This is a genomic window from Paracoccus versutus (assembly GCF_000763885.1).
GTDB lineage: Bacteria > Pseudomonadota > Alphaproteobacteria > Rhodobacterales > Rhodobacteraceae > Paracoccus > Paracoccus versutus.
Window position 1 is genome coordinate 81,017 of the sequence record NZ_JRKO01000002.1, and the last position, 20,666, is coordinate 101,682.

The following is a 20,666-nucleotide window of genomic DNA, read 5'->3' on the forward strand; positions in this document are numbered from 1 at the left end:
GGCGTGTCCGGGGCGTTGGGCCGCCAGTTGGCGGGGACTGGCCGATCAGCGCGCCATCAGCACCGGCACCTGCGCCTTTTCCAGCATGTTGCGCGTCGCGCCGCCCAGGATCGCCTCGCGGAAGCGGGAATGGCCATAGGCGCCCATCACCAGCATGTCGGCGCCGATCTCGGTCGCGCGGCGGTTCAGGATGTCGCTGACCAGCGGCTGGGTGCGGGCCAGAACCGCGATCTCGGCCCGGACGCCGTGGCGCGTCAGCATCTGGCACAGCGCCCCGCCGGGATCCGAGCGTTCGGGACCGCTGGGCGAGGGGTCGATCACCGTGATCTCGACGCTGTCGGCGGCGATCAGCAACGGCAGGGCGCGGCGCACGGCGGCCAGCGCCTCGTTCGACTGGTTCCAGGCGATCATGACCTTCCTGCCGAAGGGCTCCTTCAGCGCGTCGGGCACGATCAGCACCGGGGCCGAGCCCTCGAACAGCGCCGCCTCGGTCACGGCCTCGGCATCGGTGGGCGCGCCCTCGCCATAGGGGCGACTCAGCACCACGAGGTCGGAATAGCGCGCGCGCATGCCCACCAGCGTCGAAAGCCCGCCGACCTGCGCCACCGCGGAATCGACGGACCAGCGGATGTCCTCGGGGTCGAGCCGGTCGCGGACCCGCTCCTCCAGCTCGCCTGCCGCCGCCACGGCCTTGTCGATGGATTCCTGGAACACATAGGCCGAGGCGCCTGCATAGTAGTAGCCGCTTTGGGTGTGATCCACGCCCATGCAGAACACGTCGAGATGCGCATCCTCGCGCCGGGTCATGGCAATGGCCGAATCCAGCTGCTTTTGCTGGTCGGCATCGGTCAGAACGGTCAGGATGGTCTTGTAGCCCATGGGCCCTCTCCTTTCGGGGTTCAGAGGCGAGTTTCACCTGCATCCGGCAGGATCGCAATCGCCGTTGGCGGCCGGCTGCGACATCCTGTCCAGATATTTGGGAATTTTACGCCTATCCAGAACGGACGGATTGACGCAGATCAAAGTCTCACGAAACCGTGTGACGTTAGAAGAAGCTGTCGAAGCCGCGAACCCGCCGCATCCAATGCGAATCGGCCGCCTTCGGCGCAGGATGAAGGACAGGAACTTAATGTTGGATACCATCAAGCTGATCGCGCTTGGCACGATTGCGGTCCTGGCCGCGATCGCCGCCAATTACGCGCGACCCGATGATCCCGCCTATCTCGTGAATGCCCTGATCGTCATGCTGGCGGCGGGCGTCATGTTTCTGCGGGTGCTGCGCCAGATGGGCAACGAGCAACCTTCGCTCGAGCCGCATCCCGAGACGCAATACATGGACGACGTGGTCCGGGCCGGCGTGATCGCCACCGCCCTGTGGGGCGTGGTCGGCTTCCTGGTCGGGGTGATCATCGCCTTTCAGCTGGCCTTCCCGGCGCTGAACCTCAGCGACGTCACCATGGGCTATACCAACTTCGGCAAGCTCAGGCCGCTGCACACCTCGGCGGTGATCTTCGCCTTCGGCGGCAACGCGCTGATCGCGACCTCGTTCTACGTGGTGCAGCGCACCTCGGCGGCGCGGCTCTGGGGCGGCAACGCGGCCTGGTTCGTGTTCTGGGGCTACCAGCTCTTCATCCTGCTGGCGGCGACCGGCTATATCCTGGGCGCCACCCAGTCCAAGGAATATGCCGAGCCCGAATGGTATGCCGACTGGTGGCTGACCGTGGTCTGGGTCGTCTACCTGGCGGTGTTCCTGGGCACGATCCTGAAGCGGAAAGAGCCGCATATCTACGTGGCGAACTGGTTCTACCTGTCCTTCATCGTCACCATCGCCATGCTGCATATCGTCAACAACCTGACGATCCCGGTCAGCCCCTTCGGCTCGAAGTCGGTGCAGCTCTTCTCGGGCGTGCAGGACGCGATGACGCAATGGTGGTATGGCCACAATGCGGTGGGCTTCTTCCTGACGGCGGGCTTCCTGGGCATGATGTATTACTTCATCCCCAAGCAGGCCGAGCGCCCGGTCTACAGCTACAAGCTGTCGATCATCCACTTCTGGGCGCTGATCTTCCTGTATATCTGGGCCGGTCCGCACCACCTGCACTATACCGCGCTGCCCGACTGGGCCTCGACGCTGGGCATGGTGTTCTCGATCATCCTGTGGATGCCCAGCTGGGGCGGCATGATCAACGGCCTGATGACGCTTTCGGGCGCCTGGGACAAGCTGCGCACCGATCCGGTGATCCGCATGATGGTGGTGGCCGTCGGCTTCTACGGCATGGCGACCTTCGAGGGGCCGATGATGTCGATCAAGGCGGTGAACTCGCTGAGCCACTACACCGACTGGACCATCGGCCACGTGCATTCCGGCGCGCTCGGCTGGAACGGCATGATCACCTTTGGCGCGCTCTACTACCTGGTGCCGCGTCTTTGGGGGCGTGAGCGGCTTTACTCGACGGGCCTGGTCAGCTGGCACTTCTGGCTCGCCACCATCGGGCTGGTGCTCTACGCGGCCTCGATGTGGGTCTCGGGCATCATGGAGGGGCTGATGTGGCGCGAGGTCGACGCCCAGGGCTTCCTGGTCAACGCATTCGCCGACACGGTGGCCGCGAAATTCCCGATGAACGTGGTGCGGGGAATGGGCGGCGTGCTTTACCTGACCGGCGCGCTGATCATGTGCTACAACCTGTGGGCCACCGTCGCCAAGCAACCCAAGACCCATGCGACCACGGTCGCGGTCCCGGCAGAATGAGGACGGATCATGGCCATTCTTGAAAAGCACAAGGTCCTGGAAAAGAACGCCACGCTGCTGCTGGTCTTTTCCTTCCTCGTCGTGACCATCGGTGGCATCGTCGAGATCGCGCCGCTGTTCTACCTGCAGAACACCATCGAGAAGGTGCAGGGCATGCGGCCCTATACGCCGCTGGAGCTGAAGGGCCGCGACATCTACGTCCGCGAGGGCTGCTATGTCTGCCACAGCCAGATGATCCGCCCGATGCGCGACGAGGTCGAGCGCTATGGCCATTACAGCCTGGCGGCCGAGTCGATGTACGACCATCCGTTCCAGTGGGGCTCCAAGCGGACCGGGCCGGACCTGGCCCGCGTGGGCGGCCGCTATTCGGACGAATGGCATATCGACCACCTGGTCAATCCCCAGGCGGTGGTGCCGGAATCGATCATGCCCAAATACGGCTTCCTGCTGGACCGCCCCATCGACTCCTCGAACATGGCGCAACGGCTGCGGACCGATGCGATGGTCGGCGTGCCCTATGACGACCAGATGATCGCCGCGGCGGTCGGCGACTTCGCCGCCCAGGCCGATCCCGATGCCGATGCCTCGGGGCTGGAGGAACGCTATCCGGGGGCGCAGCAGCGCAATTTCGACCGCCGTCCCGGCGTGTCCGAGATGGACGCCCTGATCGCCTATCTCCAGGTCCTGGGCACGATGGTCGATTTCTCGACCTTCGAACCCGATCCGAACCGCTGAGGCCCGCCATGGACAGGTATTCCTTCCTTCGCGAACTGGCCGACAGCTGGGTGCTGCTGCTGCTGGTGCTGTTCTTCCTGGGGGCGATCGTCTTCGCCCTCAGGCCGGGCTCGCGGCCGCTGCATCGCGACGCGGCCGAAAGCATCTTCCGCAACGAGACGAAACCCGCACCGGCGGGCGAGAAGGAGGTCGAGTGATGGCCGATAGCGACGACGAGCACACCAGCCCGCAAAATCCCGACAACCGGATCGAGCTGGAACGCCAGGCCGCCGACGAGGCCCACAAGGCCAAGATCCTGGCCCATCCGCCCGAGGGGCCCGAGGGACCGCTGCATCCCCCGGTCACGCCGCGGCCGGGTGCCACCCGCGTCGTGCGCGACCGCAAGGGCGGGCGCAGGGTGGTCGAGGTGCCCTCGACCGGGCACAGCTGGGACGGGATCGAGGAATATGACAACCCGCTGCCGCGCTGGTGGCTGTGGACCTTCTATGCCACCATCGTCTGGGGGGTGTTCTACTTCATCGCCTATCCGGCCATCCCGCTGGTGAACGGGGCGACGCGCGGCCTTCTGGGCCAAAGCTACCGCTCCGACGTGGCGGCCGAGATCCAGCGCTTCAACGACGCCAACGCCCCGATCCAGGCCAAGCTGGTCGAGACCCCGCTGGAAGAGATCGCCGCCGACCCGGAACTGGCGAACTATACCGCCAATGCCGGCGCCGCGATCTTCCGCACCTGGTGCGCGCAGTGCCACGGCTCGGGCGCGGGCGGGGCCACGGGCTATCCCTCGCTGCTGGACAACGACTGGCTCTGGGGCGGCACGCTGGAAGAGATCCACACCACGGTCATGCATGGCATCCGCGATCCCAAGGACGGCGACACCCGCTATTCCGAGATGCCGCGCTTCGGCACCGACGAACTGCTGGACAACACCCAGATCCGCCAGGTCGTGAACCATGTGCTGGAGCTGGGCGGTCTGCCGCATGACGCGGCGCTGGCGGCCGAGGGCGTGGAGTTGTTCGCCGACAACTGCTCGTCCTGCCATGCCGAGGACGGCACCGGCGACCGCGCCCAGGGTGCGCCGGACTTGACCGATGCCGTGTGGCTTTACGGTTCGGACCCGGAGACGATCACCCGCATCGTGCGCGACGGTCCCTTCGGCGTCATGCCGGCCTGGACCGGGCGCCTGTCCGACGCCGACATCGTCGCCGTCGCCGCCTATGTCCACAGCCTTGGCGGCGGCGAATAACTGATCCCAGATCCGTGGCCGGGAAACCGGCCACGGTGGCACCGGCCCCCCGTCCTGTTCGCGCGTTTCCAAGGGGGGCCGGTGTTCTTATCAAACGCAGGGCCTGGTCCTGGCGCAAGCCGGCCGGGCCGGTTTCTTATGCGGATGCGACAATTCGGCCTATGTTCCCCGCATCCCCCCTCGCTATGCTCGGCCAGCCCGCGCTTGACGCAGATCAATGCGTCACCGCTGCCAGGCTCTATATACCCGAGCCACGCGCTACAGGAGCCAATCATGTCGAATTCCGACATCGACCCGCCACGCCTTTATGCTGCCCGAGAGCCGATCTTTCCCCGCCGGGTCCATGGCTGGTTTCGCAACCTGAAATGGATCATCATGGCGGTGACGCTGGCGATCTATTACGTCACCCCCTGGATCCGCTGGGACCGCGGTCCCGCCATGCCCGACCAGGCGGTGCTGATCGACCTGGCCAACCGCCGCTTCTATTTCTTCTGGATCGAGATCTGGCCGCATGAATTCTATTTCGTCGCCGGGCTGCTGGTCATGGCGGGCTTGGGGCTTTTCCTCTTCACCTCGGCTCTGGGGCGGGTCTGGTGCGGCTATGCTTGCCCGCAGACGGTCTGGACCGACCTTTTCCTGCTGACCGAACGCTGGGTCGAGGGCGACCGCAACGCCCGGCTGCGGCTGTGGAACGCCTCCTGGGACTTGCGCAAGCTGCGGCTGCGGCTGACGAAATGGACGATCTGGCTGCTCATCGCGCTGGCGACCGGCGGCGCCTGGATCTTCTATTTCACCGATGCGCCGACGCTGCTGGGCAATCTGCTGATAGGCCAGGCCCATCCCGTCGCCTATATCACCATGGGCATCCTGACCGCGACCACCTTCGTCTTCGGCGGCTTCGCGCGCGAGCAGATCTGCGTCTATGCCTGCCCCTGGCCGCGCATCCAGGCCGCGATGATGGACGAGGACACGCTGACCGTCGCCTATCGCGAATGGCGCGGCGAGCCGCGCGGCAAGCTGCACAAGGGCGAGCCCACGAAATCCGACGGCGGCGCCAAGGGCGATTGCATCGACTGCATGGCCTGCGTCAACGTCTGCCCCATGGGCATCGACATCCGCGACGGCCAGCAGCTGGAATGCATCACCTGCGCGCTGTGCATCGACGCCTGCGACGAGGTGATGGACAAGATCGGCAAGCCGCGCGGGCTGATCGACTACATGGCGCTGAAGGACGAGGCCGCCGAGCGCGCGGGCGAGACGCCGAAGCCGGTGCTCAAGCATATCCTGCGCCCGCGCACGATGCTGTATTTCACGCTCTGGGCGGGGATCGGCGTCGCGCTGGTGGTGGCGCTGTTCCTGCGCTCGCCCTTCGACCTGAACGTGACGCCGGTCAGGAACCCGCTTTACGTCACCATGGCCGATGGCGCGATCCGCAACACCTATGCGCTGCGGCTGCGCAACAAGCAGGGGTCCGAGCGCGACTTCACCGTCTCGGTCGCCGGGCCCGACGGCACCGCGCCGGCCGGCGTCGGCCTGACGCTGGAGGGGCTGCCGGCCGCCGATCTTCACGTCGCGGCGGACAGCACCCATACCCAGCGCGTCTATATCACCGCCGAAAAGGGCTCGGCGCTGGCCGAGGGGGCACAGAGCGAGTTGACGCTTTGGGTCGAGGATGCCACCGATGGGAGGAAGTCCCGTATCGACACCGTCTTCCACGGAAGGAGCGAATAGATGCCCCGCGAACTGACCGGCCGCCATGTGCTGATCATCACCCTGGGCGCCTTTGGCACCATCATCGCCGTCAACCTGTTCATGGCCTTCAAGGCCGTGGGCACCTTTCCTGGGCTCGAGGTCAAGAACAGCTATGTCGCCTCGCAAAGCTTCGACCGCGACCGCGACGCGCAGGCGGCGCTGAACTGGACGGTGACGCCGGAGTATGACGGCCGCGAGCTGGTGCTGGCGATCCGGGACGGGCAGGGCCTTCCGGCGCCGGTGCAGGGGCTCGAGGTGACGGTCGGCCGGCCGACCCATGTGCGCGACGACCAGCGCCCCGAGTTCACCTATTCCGGCGGGCTGTTCCGCGCGCCCCTGGTGCTGGCGCCGGGGACGTGGAACATCCACCTGGCCGCGACCGCCCCCGACGGCACGGTGTTCCGCCAGCGCATCGACCATTACCACGGCAACCGGGTGAACTGAGATGTCCGACGCCACGCTGCACGACCACGACGCCCGGCTCTCGGCCTGTCCGGCCTGCGACGCGGCGCCGCTGGCGCAGCGTATCGCCGCGGGCGGGGGCGGGCAGGAGGACATCGTCCTGTCCCTGCCGACGATCCATTGCGCGACCTGCATCACCGATGTCGAGCGGGTGCTGAACCGCCATCCCGGCGTCAGGGACGCGCGGGTCAACCTGACGCTGCGCCGCGTCACCGTGGACGCGCCCGGCATGAGTGCCGAGGAACTGATCCCGGTGGTCGAGGGCATCGGCTACGAGGCGCATGAGCTTGACCCGGCCGCGCTCTCCGCCAGCGCCGCCGACCGGCAGGGCCGCGACATCCTGATGCGCATCGGCGTCGCGGGCTTCGCGATGATGAACATCATGATCCTGTCGGTCGCGGTCTGGTCGGGGGCCGAGGACGCGACGCGCGACATGTTCCACTGGATTTCCGGCGCCATCGCCCTGCCGACGGTCGCCTTTGCCGGCCAGCCCTTCTTCGCCAGCGCCTGGCGGGCGCTCAGGCACGGGCGGCTCGGCATGGACGTGCCGATCTCGCTGGCGCTGGTCCTGGCCAGCGCGATTTCGGTCTATGAGACGGTGCAATCCGGCCATCACGCCTATTTCGACGCGGCGGTGATGCTGTGCTTCTTCCTGCTGATCGGGCGCTACCTGGACTATCGCACCCGCGCCGTCGCCCGCTCGGCCGCCGAGGAACTGACCGCGCTGGAGGTGCCGCGCGCCTTCCGCGTCACCACCGCGGGCGACGAGCCGGTGCCGGTGGTCGAGCTGGTTCCGGGCGACCTGATCCGCATCCGCCCCGGCGCCCGCATCCCCGCCGATGGCGAGATCGCCGAGGGCAGCAGCGAGATCGACCGCTCGCTGCTGACCGGCGAAAGCATCCCGGTTCCCGCCCGTCCGGGCGTCGCGCTTTCGGCGGGCGAGGTGAACCTGACCGGCCCGCTGGTCATGCGGGTGACGGCAGCCGGGCGCGACAGCTCGCTGGCGCGGCTGACGGCGCTGGTCGCGGCGGCGGAATCGGCGCGCGGCCATTACACCGGGCTCGCCGACCGCGCCTCGCGGCTTTATTCGCCGCTGGTGCATCTTCTGGCCTTCTGCAGCTTCCTCGGCTGGTATTTCGCGACGCATGACCTGCGGCTGGCGGTGAACGTGGCCGCTGCGGTGCTGATCATCACCTGCCCCTGCGCCCTGGGCCTGGCGGTGCCGGCGGTGGTCACGGCCGCCTCGGGGCGGCTGTTCCGGCGCGGCATGCTGATCAAGGACGGCACCGCGCTGGAGCGCCTGGCCGAGGTCGATGCCGTGGTCTTCGACAAGACCGGCACCCTGACCATGGGCGTGCCGCAGCTGGTTTCGCTGGACCCCATCCCGGCCGAGGCGCGGCCGGTGGCGCTGGCCCTGTCGCAGGGATCGGGCCATCCGCTGTCGCAGGCACTCGCCCAGGCGCTGCGCGAGGCCGGCACCGAACCCGCCCCGCTCAGCGATCTGCGCGAGGTGCCGGGCTATGGCATCGCCGGGATCTGGCAGGGGCGCGAGGTGCGGCTGGGCCGTGCCGACTGGCTGGGCGCCCGGCATGGCGAGGCGACGCTTTCGGCAAGCTGGCTGTCGCTGGGTGATGAGGGGGGGCAGGGCGCGCCGATCCGGCTGGAGTTCTCGGACCGGCTGCGGCCGGGGGCCGAGGCCTGCGTGGCGCGCATCCTTGGCTCGGGCCGGCGGGTGATGCTGCTGTCGGGCGATGCGGCGCCGGTGGTCCAGGATCTGGCGCAGCGGCTGGGCATCGCGGAATGGCGCGCCGGCGTCACCCCGGTCGAAAAGGCCGAGGCCCTGCGCGATCTGCGCCAGCAGGGGCTGCATCCGCTGATGGTCGGCGACGGGCTGAACGACACCGCCGCCCTGACCGAGGCGCATGTCTCGATCTCGCCCGCCTCGGCGCTGGATGCGGCGCGCACCGCCTCGGACATGGTGCTGATGGGCAGCGACCTTGCCCCGGTGGCCGAGGGGCTGGAGTTGGCGCGCAGCGCCCGCGCCCGGATCAAGGAGAATTTCGCCATCTCGCTGGTCTACAACATCGTCGCGGTGCCCATCGCCATCGCCGGATTCGCGACGCCGCTGATGGCGGCGCTGGCCATGTCGCTGAGTTCGATCAGCGTGACGCTGAACGCGCTGCGGCTGCGGTAAGGAGGAAAGCATGGAAATCCTGGGCCTTCTGATTCCGGTTTCCCTGGGCCTTGGCGGGCTTGGCCTGGTGGCCTTCATCTGGTCGCTGCGCGGCCGGCAATACGAGGATCCGAAAGGCGATGCCGAGCGGATCCTCAGCTCGGAATGGGACGACCGCCCCAAGCCGTGACGGCCGCGCCGCGGTCACGGCCTTGTTGGCTTGCATTGCCGGCGGCGAAAGGCCAATCAGGCGCCACCCAACAGACAGGTGAGCGATGGCCAGCCCCGCCCCGTTTTCGCGTTTCGAATTCATGATCGCCTGGCGCTACCTGCGCGCGCGCCGGGCCGAGGGCGGGGTCAGCGTGATGACCTGGATCAGCCTGCTTGGCATCACCCTGGGGGTGATGGCGCTGATCGCCACCCTGGCGGTGCGCGCGGGCTTCCGGGCCGAGTTCGTCGATACGATCCTGGGCGCCAACGCCCATAGCACGGTCTATTACGCCCCCACCCAGATCTATAACGAGCTGACCGAGGAAACCTATGTCACCCCCGGCCGGGTCGAGGATTACGATGCGGTCGCTGCCCGGATCGCGCAGATCCCCGGCGTGATCCGCGCCGTCCCGGCCGTGCGCGCGCAGGTCATGGCGCGGCAGGGCGATGCGGCTTCGCTGGGCGATGTCCATGGCATCACGCTCGATGCGCTCAAGGAAATGTCGGGCATCGCCGATCCGCAGAGCGCGCTGGGGAATCTCGACGATTTCGACCGCGGCATCGCCATCGGCATCGGCATGGCGCGCGACCTGGGCCTGGGCGTGGGCGACCGGCTGCAACTGGTCGCGCCCGAGGGCGCCAAGACCCCCTTCGGCACCACGCCCAGGGTCGAATCCTTCGAGGTGGTCTATATCTTCTCGGCCGGGCGCTACGACGTGGACAAGGCGCGCGTCTACATGCCCATGGCCGAGGCGCAGAGCTTCTTCAACCGCGAGGGGCAGGTCGACGAGATCGGGGTCTATGTCGCCGACCCCGAGCGGATCGACGACTGGACCATGCCGCTCTTGCAGGCGGCGGGCGAGCGGGCGCAGGTCTGGACCTGGCGCGACGCCTCGGGTTCGTTCCTGGCCGCGCTCGACATGGAGGACGACGTGATGTTCATCATCCTGTCGATCCTGGTGCTGATCGCCTCGATGAACATCACCTCGGGGCTGATCATGCTGGTCAAGAACAAGGGCCGCGACATCGGCATCCTGCGCACCATGGGCCTGACCGAGGGCTCGGTCCTGCGGGTCTTCTTCCTCTGCGGCGCCTTTACCGGGGTGATCGGCACCATCGCCGGCGTGGCTCTGGGGGTGGCGCTGTCGCTGAACGTCGATCACATCATGGCGGCGCTGAACGCGCTGACCGGCGGCAATGCCTGGCAGCCCGAGGTGCGCGGCATCTATCACCTGACGGCGGAGCTGCGGGCCTGGGACATCTTCCGCGCGGCGGCGCTGTCGCTGGCGCTGTCCTTCGTCGTCACCATCTTTCCCGCGCGCCGCGCCGCGCGCATGAACCCGGTCGAGGCGCTGCGCTATGAATGACATCCTGGTTCTGGAAGGGATCTCCAAGACTTACGGCATCGGCGGACCCGCCCCGGTGCCGGTTCTGGACGGGCTGTCCCTGCGCATCGCCCGCGGCGAGGTGGTGGCGCTGGTTGCCCCCTCGGGCGCCGGGAAATCGACGCTGCTGCATATCGCCGGGCTTCTCGACAGCGCCGATTCGGGGCGGGTGCTGCTGAACGGGCGCGACATGGCCGGGCAAAGCGACCGTGCCCGGACCGAGGCGCGGCGCGAGGAGCTGGGCTTCGTCTATCAATTCCACCACCTGCTGCCCGAGTTCTCGGCGGCCGAGAACATCGTCCTGCCGCAGCTTGCCAATGGGGTTTCGCAGGCGGCGGCGCGGGCGCGGGCGCTGGACCTGCTGGGCCGCGTGGGGCTGTCGCACCGCGCCGACCACCGCCCGGCGCAGCTGTCGGGGGGCGAGCAGCAGCGCGTCGCCTTCTGCCGGGCGCTGGCGAACCAGCCCTCGCTGCTGCTGGCGGACGAGCCGACGGGGAACCTGGATCCGGCGACTTCGGACAAGGTCTTCGACGTGCTGATGTCGCTGGTGCGCGAGACCGGGCTCGCGGCGCTGATCGCCACCCATAACATGGATCTGGCGGCACGGATGGACCGGGTGATCCGGCTGGGCGAGGGCGGTGCGGCATGAGCGCGGATGCCGGCCGGCGGTGCATGGCCGGTGGATGCGCGGTGCATGGCCGCAGCATGGCGACCACGGCGCCAGGCCCGGCTGGGCCTGCGAGCCCCAAGTCCTCGCGCCGCGCGCGCAGGCGTAGCGCAGCCCTGCTCGGGCTGCTCTGCCTGCTGCCCGCCCAGGCTTATGCCGACCCGTTCGAGCAGTTCGGCACGGCGATGAAATACGGCCTGCCGCTGGCGGCGGCGGTCTGCGCCGCCGACCAGGACCGGCTGGAGGATTTCGCGGTGCGCGGCGTTTTGCAGGCGGCGCTGGCCTGGGGAATGAAGGAGTTCTTCGACGGCGCCCCGATCTCGCGCCGCCCCTCGGGCGAGGGCAAGGGCTTCCCCTCGGGCCATACGGCGGCGGCCTTCTTCGGCGCCTCGGACCTGGCCGGAAAATGCTTCGACGACCGCCCCGAGGCCGGCGCCCTGGCCTATGGCGCGGCCGGGCTGACGGGCTGGAGCCGGGTCCATGCCGGTGAACACACCCCGGCGCAGGTGTTCAGCGGCGCGCTGCTGGGGGTTTCGTTCGGCGCCGCGAGCTTCGGCATTGGCAGCGAGGGGGTAAGCTTTTCGCTGGGGATGCGGTTTTGATTAACCAATTGTGAAAGCTTGTATTTTAGGAACATCGCGATTGATGTTCGGGAAATGTTCTGCATACTCCGAACGACGGTTCATCCAAGCGAGGTTCCCGGATGCGTATTCCTGCCCTGCCAGCGGCGCTAGCGCTTTTGCCGGTCCTTGCGGCCTGCGCCCAGACCCAGATCCAGCCCATGACCAGGGACACGTTCAAGGTCGCGACCCATGCGGCACCGGCCTGCGGCCCGTCGGGCGCCCGCAACGTGGCCTTCAAATCGGCGGCGATCGAGGTCATCCGCAAGGGCGGCGACCGCTTCGTGATCCTGGGCGATCACAGCGACAGCGGGCTGCAGGGCGATTTCCTTCGCGGCTTCCAGCAGAACTACTCGCAGGGCATGGTGGTGAAGATGGTTCCCGAAGGCTCGCCGGAGGCGAGGAATGCGCTGTCGGCGCGCGAAACGCTGGGCGCCGACTGGCACGCGATCGTCGCGAAGGGCACACCCACGACCTGCGGCTAGGAAGGTCGCGACGCCGCGTGCGCGGCGGGGGCTATCCCGTGCGCGACCCGGCCAGGATTACCATCGCCCCCAGCACGCAAAGCCCGCCGCCGAGCAGATCCCAGCGCGTCGGCACCTGGCCTTCGGACAGCCAAAGCCAGCCCAGCGAGGCCGTGACATAGATCCCGCCATAGGCCGCATAGGCGCGGCCGGCGAAATCGGCATCCACCCGCGTCAGGAGCCAGGCGAAAACCGCCAGGGACAGCATCCCCGGAACCAGCCAGAGCGGCGATTTGCCAAGCCGCAGCCAGGCCCAGAAAGCAAAGCAGCCGGCAATCTCGGCCAGCGCCGCCAGGACATAGATCGCAAGCGGTGCGGCCAGGATCACACGTCCAGTTCCTCTGCATCGGCGAATTGGGCATTCTCCTGGATGAACTGGAAGCGCAGTTCGGGCTTCTTGCCCATCAGCCGCTCGACCAGGTCTCCGGTCTCGCCGCCCTCTTCCTCGTCGATCGAGACGCGGATCAACTTGCGCGTCCTGGGGTTCATCGTGGTGTCCTTCAGGTCCTTGGCGTCCATCTCGCCCAGGCCCTTGAAGCGCTGCACGTCGATCTTGCCCTTGCCGCCCAGGCCCTTGGCGAGCCACGCCTCTTTCTCGGCGTCGTCGGCGACATAGATGCGATGCGGCCCTTGCGTCAGCCGGTAAAGCGGCGGGCAGGCCAGGTAGAGATGCCCCTTGTCGATCAGCGGCCGCATCTGGGTGAAGAAGAAGGTCATCAGCAGGCTGGCGATATGGGCGCCGTCCACATCGGCATCCGTCATGATGATGACCTTGTCATAGCGCAGGTCGTCGACGTTGAAGCGCGAGCCCATGCCGACCCCCAGCGCCTGGCAGAGATCGGCGATCTCCTGGTTAGAGCCCAGCTTGGACGAGGCCGCGCCCAGCACGTTCAGGATCTTGCCGCGCAAGGGCAGCAGCGCCTGGGTGGTGCGTTCGCGCGCCATCTTGGCGCTGCCGCCCGCCGAATCGCCCTCGACGATGAAAAGCTCGGTGCCGTCGCGGTTGGTGGCCGAGCAATCGACCAGCTTGCCGGGCAGGCGCAGCTTTTTCGTGGCCGACTTGCGGGCGGTTTCCTTTTCCTGCCGGCGCCGCAGCCGCTCCTCGGCGCGCAGCACCAGGAAGTCCAGGATGGCGCCGGCCGATTTGGTATCCGCCGCCAGCCAGTTGTCGAAATGGTCGCGCACCGCGCCCTCGACCAGGCGCTGCGCCTCGGTGGTGGCCAGCCGGTCCTTGGTCTGGCCGACGAATTCCGGCTCGCGGATGAAGCAGGAAACCAACGCGCAGCCGCCCGCCAGCAGGTCGTCGCGGGTGATCTGCGCCGCCTTCTTGTTGCTCACCCGCTCGCCATAGGCGCGGATGCCGCGCAGGATCGCCGACCAGAAGCCGGCCTCATGGGTGCCGCCCTCGGGCGTGGGCACGGTGTTGCAATAGGACTGGATGAAGCCGTCGCGCGACGGCGTCCAGTTGATCGCCCAGTCCACCTTGCCCGGCGTGTTGAACTTTTCCTTGAAATCGACGCTGCCGGCAAAGGGGCGGTCGGCATAGGTCGAGGCATTGCCCAGCACCTCGCCCAGGTAATCGGCAAGCCCGCCCGGAAAGTGGAACGTGGCTTCCAGCGGCGTTTCGCCGTCGTCGATTTCGGACTTCCAGCGGATCTCGACGCCCGAGAACAGATAGGCCTTGGACTTGACCATGCGCAGCAGCCGCGCCGGCTTGAAGCGGTGATGGCCGAAGATCTGCTCGTCGGCGTGGAAGGTGACGGTGGTGCCGCGCCGGTTCGGGGCGGCGCCGACCTTCTCGACCGGGCCCAGCGGCAGGCCGCGCGAGAAGCGCTGCTCGTAAAGCTCGCGGTTGCGGGCGACCTGCACCACCATGCTGTCGGAAAGCGCGTTGACCACCGAGGCGCCGACGCCGTGCAGCCCACCCGAGGTCTGGTAGGCGTCGCCCGAGAACTTGCCGCCGGCGTGCAGCGTGCAGAGGATCACCTCCAGCGCCGACTTGCCGGGGAATTTCGGATGCGGGTCGATGGGGATGCCGCGGCCGTTGTCGCGGATCACCACGCTGAAATCGGCCAGCAGCTCGACCTCGATGCGGCTGGCATGGCCGGCCACCGCCTCGTCCATCGAGTTGTCGAGGATCTCGGCGACCAGGTGATGCAGCGCGCGTTCGTCGGTGCCGCCGATATACATGCCGGGTCGCTTGCGCACCGGCTCCAGCCCCTCCAGCACCTCGATCGAGGATGCCGAATAGCTTTCGGAAGCCTTATCCGCGGCGGGGAAGAGATCGTCGGCCATGGCACCTGCTCGTCTTGTTCTTCTGGGGCGGGGTTATCTCATGCCCGGCGGGCCGGGGGCAAGGGAAAGTGGATCGCCCGCCGCCGACCGCAAGGGATGGGAGGGGGATCATGACGGATTTGCGTCGCTTTCATGACCCGGACCGGGTTTTGTTGACCAGGATCAAAGTGTGCCGCCGCGCGCCGTGCCATATCCTATGGAGTATCGAGTTGCAGTATGGTCAGGGCATATGGAAGGTCATCCGGTTTCGAGTGAGTCCCTGGTCATGCCGCCGGTTAGCGAGTGCGCCGGGACCGGGGCGGGGACGGCAGAGCCATCGGCCACCCCCGCCATCGTGCCCTCGGCCGATGCGGAGCCCAGGGGGCCGAAAAGCTTTCCCAGCCTCGACCCGGATGCGATCCGGCTGGCCTTCGAAACCGGACGCTATCCCTATCCGCGCCGCATGGGGCGCGTCGCCTATGAGCGGGAAAAGGCCCGGCTGCAGGCAGAGTTGCTGAAGGCGCAGATCTGGGCGCAGGAGACGGGGCAGAAATTCGTCATCCTGTTCGAGGGCCGCGACGCCGCCGGCAAGGGCGGCACGATCAAGCGCTTCATGGAACACCTGAACCCGCGTTTCGCGCGGGTGGTGGCGCTGAACAAGCCCTCCGAGATCGAGCGCGGGCAATGGTTCTTCCAACGCTACATCCGCCACCTGCCGACCGCGGGCGAGATGGTGTTCTACGACCGCAGCTGGTACAACCGCGCCGGGGTCGAGCGGGTCATGGGTTTCTGCTCGCCGGTGGAATACCTGGAATTCATGCGCCAGGCCCCGGAGTTCGAGCGCATGCTGGTCCGCTCGGGCATCCGGCTTTACAAATACTGGTTCTCGGTCACCCGCGACGAGCAGCGGGCGCGTTTCGAGGCGCGCGAGACCGATCCGCTGAAGCGCTGGAAGCTTTCGCCCATCGACCTCGCCAGCCTCGACAAATGGGAGGATTACACCGAGGCGAAGGAGGCGATGTTCTTCTATACCGACACCGCCGATGCGCCCTGGACCATCGTCAAGTCGAACGACAAGAAGCGGGCGCGGCTGAACTGCATGCGGCATTTCCTGTCGACGCTGGACTATCCCGACAAGGATGCGGCCATCGCGGCGCCGCCCGATCCGCTGATCGTCGGCCATGCCAGCCATGTGATCCATTCGGCCGAGCATATCCTGGGCGCATCGCTGCACCCCGACCAACGGCGGACGGCGCCGGTGGCGGGTCCGCCCCTGGGGTGATCGCCCCTGCGGCCGTGCCGGCCGCGGGCATTTCCTGAAACCGGCATGGCCGCGAACGGGCGAGATCCTCTGCTTCGCCGGCCCTCGTGTTGAACAGGCAGGCGAGGGAACCCGGCGGGCGGTCCTCTTGCGAGAATCAAGCGCCGGAACCCGACCGGTTCCGGCCTTCTGGCTGTCATGGACCCAGGCCGCAGGCCGGGAAAACCCCGGCGGCTGGTGCGGTGTCGCAGCACGCCAGTCGCAAGCTGGGGTGGACGAGACGGCCGTTCCGCCTAACAGGCCGCTGAAAAAGGATTTTGAGAGGGCGACGCAGCGGAAATCGTTCTGGATCCAGCTAATATCGGCCCGAAAATGGGGTGTTTTCGGCAAATTTGAAGCGGATTTTCCGGTGCCCTGCCCGCGCTGTCCTGTCGCGAGGACTTTTTCAGCAGCCTGCTAAAGGCCAAGGAGCGCAGGGGCTTGCGATGCCCAAGGGGGCCGTTCTTTGCCAGCCGGGACAGGCGCGGGGCCGAGGTCAGAACTGGCCCGCCGGCCCTGTCCCAAGGTAGTCGCCGAAAGCCCGCGCCTGCCGGATCGCGCCCCGCCTACTCTGGTTCCGCCAGCCGTTCCTGCCACATCTTGCGAAAGGCAGGACGGGCCTGGCAATCGTCAAGCCAGGCGGTGACGGCCGGGAATTGCTCCATCAGCTCGCCATAGCCCTGGGCATAGCGCAGGATCTCGGCCAGGTTCAGGTCGGCCACGGTGAAGCGGCCGCCGACCAGGTGGCCATGCCGGGCAAGGTGATCCTCCAGCACGCGCAGGGGGCGGACCAGCCGCTCGGCGGCATGCGCCACGGTGGCCTGGGCCGCGCCGGGCTGGGCCTGGCCCTTGCCGTGGTTGAACAGGATGACCAGCGCGTCCTGTTCGATGGCGGTGGCGGCGTAGAAGCTCCATTGCAGCATCAGCGCATCCTCGATCGCATCGGCGGGGCCGAAGGGCTGGCCGTATTTGCGCGCCAGGTGCAGCGTGCAGGCCAGCGATTCCGACAGCACCAGGTCGCCGTCCTGGATCACCGGGATGGCGCCTGCGGGCGAGAGCTTCAGGAAATCCGGCGAATGCGTGTTCAGCGGCGCGTCGGATGCATCGGGATCGGGCAGGCGATAGGCCTGGATCACCGGCACCTGCTTGAAGGGCAGGCCCAGTTCATGACACAGCCAGATGATGCGCGATGCGCGCGAGCGGGTGACGCCATAGACGGTCAGCATGGGCCTCTCCTTGATGCGGTGGCAGCTTAGGCGGGTTCAGAGCATCTGGGCAAGATAGCGCATCATGTTGCCGCCCATGACCTTGGCGATCTGCTGGTCGCTCAGCCCGGCATCCAGCAGCGCCTGGGTCAGCGCGGCCAGATGCGAGGCATCGAAGGGCGCATCGACCGAGCCGTCGTAATCCGAGCCGAGCGAGACGTGATCCTCGCCCACCAGCGCGATGGCGGCCTGGATGCTGGCGGCGATGTCGGCCGGGGTCTTGCCGCAGACGACATCGGCCCAATAGCCGATGCCGATCAGCCCGCCCTTGCCGGCGATGGCCTGCAGCAGCGCGTCGTCGAGGTTGCGCGGACTGGGGCAATGGCCGTGGATGCCGGTATGGGACAGGATCGGCCGGGTGCCGGGAATGGCCAGAACGTCGCGCACCATCTGCGGGCTGGCATGGGCCAGGTCGATGATCATGCGCTTGGCCATCATCTCCTCGACCACCTGCCGGCCGAAGGGGCTGAGCCCGGCGCCGCTGCCGCCTTCGCCATGCAGGCTGCCGCCAAGCTCGTTGTCGAAGAAATGCGTCAGGCCCAGCAGGCGGAAACCGGCGCCGTAAAGCACCTGGAGGTTGCCGATCTGCCCCTCCAGCGGATGCGCCCCTTCCGAGCCCAGGATGGCGCCGACCGTCTTCGCGCCGTTCTGCCGCGCCTCCAGCAGGGTCTGCAGATCCTCGGCCGAGCGGATCAGCATGAGCTGGTCGGGCGCGCGCTCGGCGGCGCGGCGCAGGGCGGCGGCCTGGACCAGCGCGCGCTCCTTGAGGCTGAACCAGCTCGGCAGCGGGCGCAGCTGGCCGATGAAGAGCGGGGTGATGTTGTCCGGCGCCTCGGCCGAGTTGCGACCATAGTTCTGGCCGCGCGGGCTCTTGGTGACGGTGGTGAAGACCTGCACCGCGACATTGCCCTCGGCCAGCCGCGGAATGTCGGTATGGCCGCGCTCGGCGCGTCCCAGCAGGTCGCGGTCCCAGAGCAGCGCATCCGAATGCCAGTCGCCGATCACCAGCCGCTGGTGCAGCGCTTCGGCCTGGGGCGAGACCGGCCAGCCCTCGGCGGGCCCGGAAACCGGGTTCAGGCGGCGCTCGACGAATCCCGGCCCCCAGATCGCCACCACGACGGCGGCCAGGGCCGCCAGGCCCAGAAGCCAAAGGATGGTGCGTCGGATCATGCGGATCATGCCGTCCCCTTTTTCGGTTTCCCGGCAGCATAGGACAGGCCCATGCCGCAGGCGACGGAAAACTGCCCCGGCAACGGCTTGGGGGGAAGAGGGGGCTCTGCCCCCATCCCTTCGGGATTCCCCCGGGATATTTCGACACGGAAGAACGGCGGAAGAGGCCTTGCTGTTCTTTCGTGTCCAAATATCCTCTGGGGGTCCGGGGGGCGAAGCGCCCCCGGCGGCGAGGGTTCAGTCCTCCATGGCCTCGAGTTCCTCGATGAAGCCCTCGATCATCGACAGGCCCTTGTCCCAGAAGGCCGGGTCTGAGGCGTCGAGGCCGAAGGGCGCCAGCAATTCCTTGTGATGGCACGAGCCGCCCGCCGCCAGCATGTCGAAATATTTCGCCTGGAACTCGGGCAGCCCGTCCTCGTAGGCGGCGTAAAGCGCGTTCACCAGCCCGTCGCCGAAGGCATAGGCATAGACGTAGAAGGGCGAATGCACGAAATGCGGCACATAGGTCCAGAAGGTCTCGTAGCCCGGCATGAATTCGAAGGCATCGCCCAGGCTTTCCGCCTGCACCGACATCCACAGCGCGTTGATGTCGTCCGGCGTCAGCTCGCCCCGCGCGCGTGCGGCGTGCAGCTTGCATTCGAAGTCGTAGAAGGCGATCTGGCGCACCACCGTGTTGATCATGTCCTCGACCTTGCCGGCCAGCAGCGCCTTGCGCTGCGCCTTGTCCCCGGTCCGGGCCAGGAGCGCGCGGAAGGTCAGCATTTCGCCGAAGACGCTGGCCGTTTCGGCCAGGGTCAGCGGGGTCGCGGCCAGCAGTTCCCCCTGCGCTGCCGCCAGCCGCTGGTGGACGCCGTGGCCCAGTTCATGCGCCAGGGTCATCACGTCGCGCGGCTTGCCCAGATAGTTCAGCAGCACATAGGGATGGACGGTGGTCACGGTCGGATGGGCGAAGGCGCCCGGCGCCTTGCCGGGCTTCATCGCCGCGTCGATCCAGCCCTGCTCGAAGAAGGGCTGCGCCAGTTCCGCCAGCCTCGGCGAGAAGCCGGCATAGGCGTCCAGCACCGTCGCCTGCGCCTCGGCCCAGGGGATCAGGCGCGGGCTTTCGCTGGGCAGCGGCGCGTTGCGATCCCAGACCTGGAGCTTGTCGAGCCCCAGCCAGCGCGCCTTGAGCCGGTAGTAGCGATGCGACAGGCGCGGATAGGCGGCGGTGACGGCGTTCTTCAGCGCCTCGACCACCTCGGGCTCGACATGGTTCGACAGGTGCCGCGCCGTCTGCGGCGTCGGCATCTTGCGCCACTTGTCCTCGATGGCCTTTTCCTTGGCGAGCGTGTTGTGGATGCGGGCGAAGAGCTTGACGTTCCTGCCGAAGACCTCGGCCAGGGCGCAGGCGCCGGCCTCGCGCCGGGCGCGGTCGTGGTCGGTCAGCAGGTTCAGCGTCGCCTCCAGCCCCAGTTCCTCGTCCTCGCCCTCGACGGCGAAGGTCAGGCCGGCCGTGGTCTCGTCGAAGAGCCGGTTCCAGGCGGCGGCGCCGACCACCGAATTGTCGTGCAGGAAGCGTTCCAGCTCGTTCGAGAGCTGATAGGGGCGCATCGCGCGCATGCGGTCGAAGACCGGCTTGTAGCGGGCGGGACCGTTCGGCGCGGCGAAGATTTCCTCGTAGCGCGCGTCGGGGATGCGGTTGAACTCCAGGCTGAAGAACACGAGCTTGGTCGTTGCCGCGGTGATGCGGTCCTGAAGGTCGCCCATCTGCTTGGCGCGGGCCGAATCGGTGGTGTTCTGGTAATAGCGCAGCCCGGCATAGGACATGACCCGCCCGGCCAGGATGTCGATCTCCTGGTAGCGCTCGATGCATTCCAGCATCTTGCCGGCGTCGAGCGAGACCAGCTTGCCGTCGTAGTCGCGGGCGAAGATGCAGCAGGCCCGCTCGACCGCCTCGACGTCGCGGGCCAGTTCCGGCGAATCGGGCGCGGGGTAGAGATCGCCCAAATTCCATTCCGGCAGCGCGCCCAGATCGGGGGTTTTGGCCGGGACAGGCAAGGCATTCTCGTCTCGCGGCAGGACGCGGTCCAGGGGGCTGCGGGCAGAAATCGTCATGATCGCTCCTTTCGTATGGTCAACATGTGACCTCTGAACCGCC

General features: G+C 67.5%; 19 protein-coding genes. 13 read left to right on the top strand and 6 right to left on the bottom strand.

The annotated features are described in order from the left end of the window. Positions 1–45: 45 nt before the first annotated feature. Positions 46–879, bottom strand: a complete 834-nt coding sequence (locus IT40_RS01490) for a universal stress protein (RefSeq protein WP_036749579.1) — start codon at positions 877–879, stop codon at positions 46–48. A gap of 250 nt (positions 880–1,129) precedes the next feature. Between IT40_RS01490 and ccoN the strand changes: the two genes are divergently transcribed. The 12 genes from ccoN (at position 1,130) to IT40_RS01550 (ending at position 12,481) form a co-directional block, all read left to right on the top strand. Continuing rightward, the gene (gene ccoN, locus IT40_RS01495) at positions 1,130–2,749 is read left to right on the top strand and encodes a cytochrome-c oxidase, cbb3-type subunit I (RefSeq protein ID WP_036749582.1); all 1,620 of its coding nucleotides are present in this window, start codon (positions 1,130–1,132) and stop codon (positions 2,747–2,749) included. 9 nt (positions 2,750–2,758) lie between these two features. Continuing rightward, positions 2,759–3,484 carry a cytochrome-c oxidase, cbb3-type subunit II gene (gene ccoO / locus IT40_RS01500; protein WP_036749584.1) on the top strand — a complete coding sequence of 242 codons (726 nt, stop codon included), beginning with the start codon at positions 2,759–2,761 and terminating at the stop codon, positions 3,482–3,484. A gap of 8 nt (positions 3,485–3,492) precedes the next feature. Beyond that, complete coding sequence (locus IT40_RS01505) at positions 3,493–3,681, top strand: CcoQ/FixQ family Cbb3-type cytochrome c oxidase assembly chaperone (RefSeq protein ID WP_036749587.1); 189 nt, start codon at positions 3,493–3,495, stop codon at positions 3,679–3,681. Continuing rightward, positions 3,681–4,727, top strand: coding sequence for a cytochrome-c oxidase, cbb3-type subunit III (ccoP, locus tag IT40_RS01510; RefSeq protein WP_175562291.1), 1,047 nt, complete (start codon positions 3,681–3,683; stop codon positions 4,725–4,727). Before IT40_RS01505 ends, ccoP begins: the two co-directional genes overlap by 1 nt. A gap of 273 nt (positions 4,728–5,000) precedes the next feature. Further along, positions 5,001–6,458: a cytochrome c oxidase accessory protein CcoG gene (gene ccoG / locus IT40_RS01515; protein ID WP_036749590.1), complete on the top strand. Its 1,458-nt coding sequence runs from the start codon at positions 5,001–5,003 to the stop codon at positions 6,456–6,458. Beyond that, entirely contained in the window at positions 6,459–6,923 is a 465-nt protein-coding gene (locus IT40_RS01520) for a FixH family protein (protein ID WP_036749592.1), read from the top strand. A gap of 1 nt (position 6,924) precedes the next feature. Continuing rightward, on the top strand, positions 6,925–9,135 hold the full coding sequence (locus tag IT40_RS01525) for a heavy metal translocating P-type ATPase (protein ID WP_036749594.1): 2,211 nt from the start codon (positions 6,925–6,927) through the stop codon (positions 9,133–9,135). Between the two features lie 10 nt (positions 9,136–9,145). Next, positions 9,146–9,304: a cbb3-type cytochrome oxidase assembly protein CcoS gene (gene ccoS, locus IT40_RS01530; RefSeq protein ID WP_036749596.1), complete on the top strand. Its 159-nt coding sequence runs from the start codon at positions 9,146–9,148 to the stop codon at positions 9,302–9,304. Between the two features lie 85 nt (positions 9,305–9,389). Then, entirely contained in the window at positions 9,390–10,691 is a 1,302-nt protein-coding gene (locus IT40_RS01535) for a lipoprotein-releasing ABC transporter permease subunit (protein ID WP_036749599.1), read from the top strand. Beyond that, complete coding sequence (locus tag IT40_RS01540) at positions 10,684–11,358, top strand: ABC transporter ATP-binding protein (protein WP_036749602.1); 675 nt, start codon at positions 10,684–10,686, stop codon at positions 11,356–11,358. The genes IT40_RS01535 and IT40_RS01540 overlap by 8 nt, the downstream gene beginning before the upstream one ends. Then, positions 11,355–11,978 (top strand): phosphatase PAP2 family protein, encoded by a 624-nt coding sequence (locus IT40_RS01545; protein WP_243700106.1) that lies wholly within the window; start codon positions 11,355–11,357, stop codon positions 11,976–11,978. Before IT40_RS01540 ends, IT40_RS01545 begins: the two co-directional genes overlap by 4 nt. Before the next feature lie 179 nt (positions 11,979–12,157). Then, complete coding sequence (locus IT40_RS01550; RefSeq protein ID WP_036749762.1) at positions 12,158–12,481, top strand: hypothetical protein; 324 nt, start codon at positions 12,158–12,160, stop codon at positions 12,479–12,481. 31 nt (positions 12,482–12,512) lie between these two features. On the opposite strand, the gene IT40_RS01555 is transcribed toward IT40_RS01550, so the two are convergent. Together IT40_RS01555 and parE are read right to left on the bottom strand one after the other, a co-directional pair. Continuing rightward, positions 12,513–12,848 (bottom strand): YnfA family protein, encoded by a 336-nt coding sequence (locus IT40_RS01555; RefSeq protein ID WP_036749605.1) that lies wholly within the window; start codon positions 12,846–12,848, stop codon positions 12,513–12,515. Continuing rightward, on the bottom strand, positions 12,845–14,815 hold the full coding sequence (gene parE, locus IT40_RS01560; RefSeq protein WP_036749608.1) for a DNA topoisomerase IV subunit B: 1,971 nt from the start codon (positions 14,813–14,815) through the stop codon (positions 12,845–12,847). Before parE ends, IT40_RS01555 begins: the two co-directional genes overlap by 4 nt. 265 nt (positions 14,816–15,080) lie before the next feature. Between parE and ppk2 the strand changes: the two genes are divergently transcribed. Continuing rightward, entirely contained in the window at positions 15,081–16,076 is a 996-nt protein-coding gene (gene ppk2, locus IT40_RS01565; RefSeq protein WP_116171009.1) for a polyphosphate kinase 2, read from the top strand. A gap of 584 nt (positions 16,077–16,660) precedes the next feature. Here ppk2 and IT40_RS01570 read toward each other — a convergent pair. The 3 genes from IT40_RS01570 to IT40_RS01580 all read right to left on the bottom strand — a co-directional run bounded on the left by IT40_RS01570 (position 16,661) and on the right by IT40_RS01580 (position 20,623). After that, on the bottom strand, positions 16,661–17,320 hold the full coding sequence (locus tag IT40_RS01570) for a glutathione S-transferase family protein (protein ID WP_036749614.1): 660 nt from the start codon (positions 17,318–17,320) through the stop codon (positions 16,661–16,663). A 36-nt stretch (positions 17,321–17,356) separates the two neighbouring features. Beyond that, entirely contained in the window at positions 17,357–18,538 is a 1,182-nt protein-coding gene (locus tag IT40_RS01575; protein ID WP_036749616.1) for a dipeptidase, read from the bottom strand. 228 nt (positions 18,539–18,766) lie between these two features. Continuing rightward, positions 18,767–20,623 carry a M3 family oligoendopeptidase gene (locus IT40_RS01580; protein ID WP_243700105.1) on the bottom strand — a complete coding sequence of 619 codons (1,857 nt, stop codon included), beginning with the start codon at positions 20,621–20,623 and terminating at the stop codon, positions 18,767–18,769. Positions 20,624–20,666 lie beyond the last annotated feature (43 nt).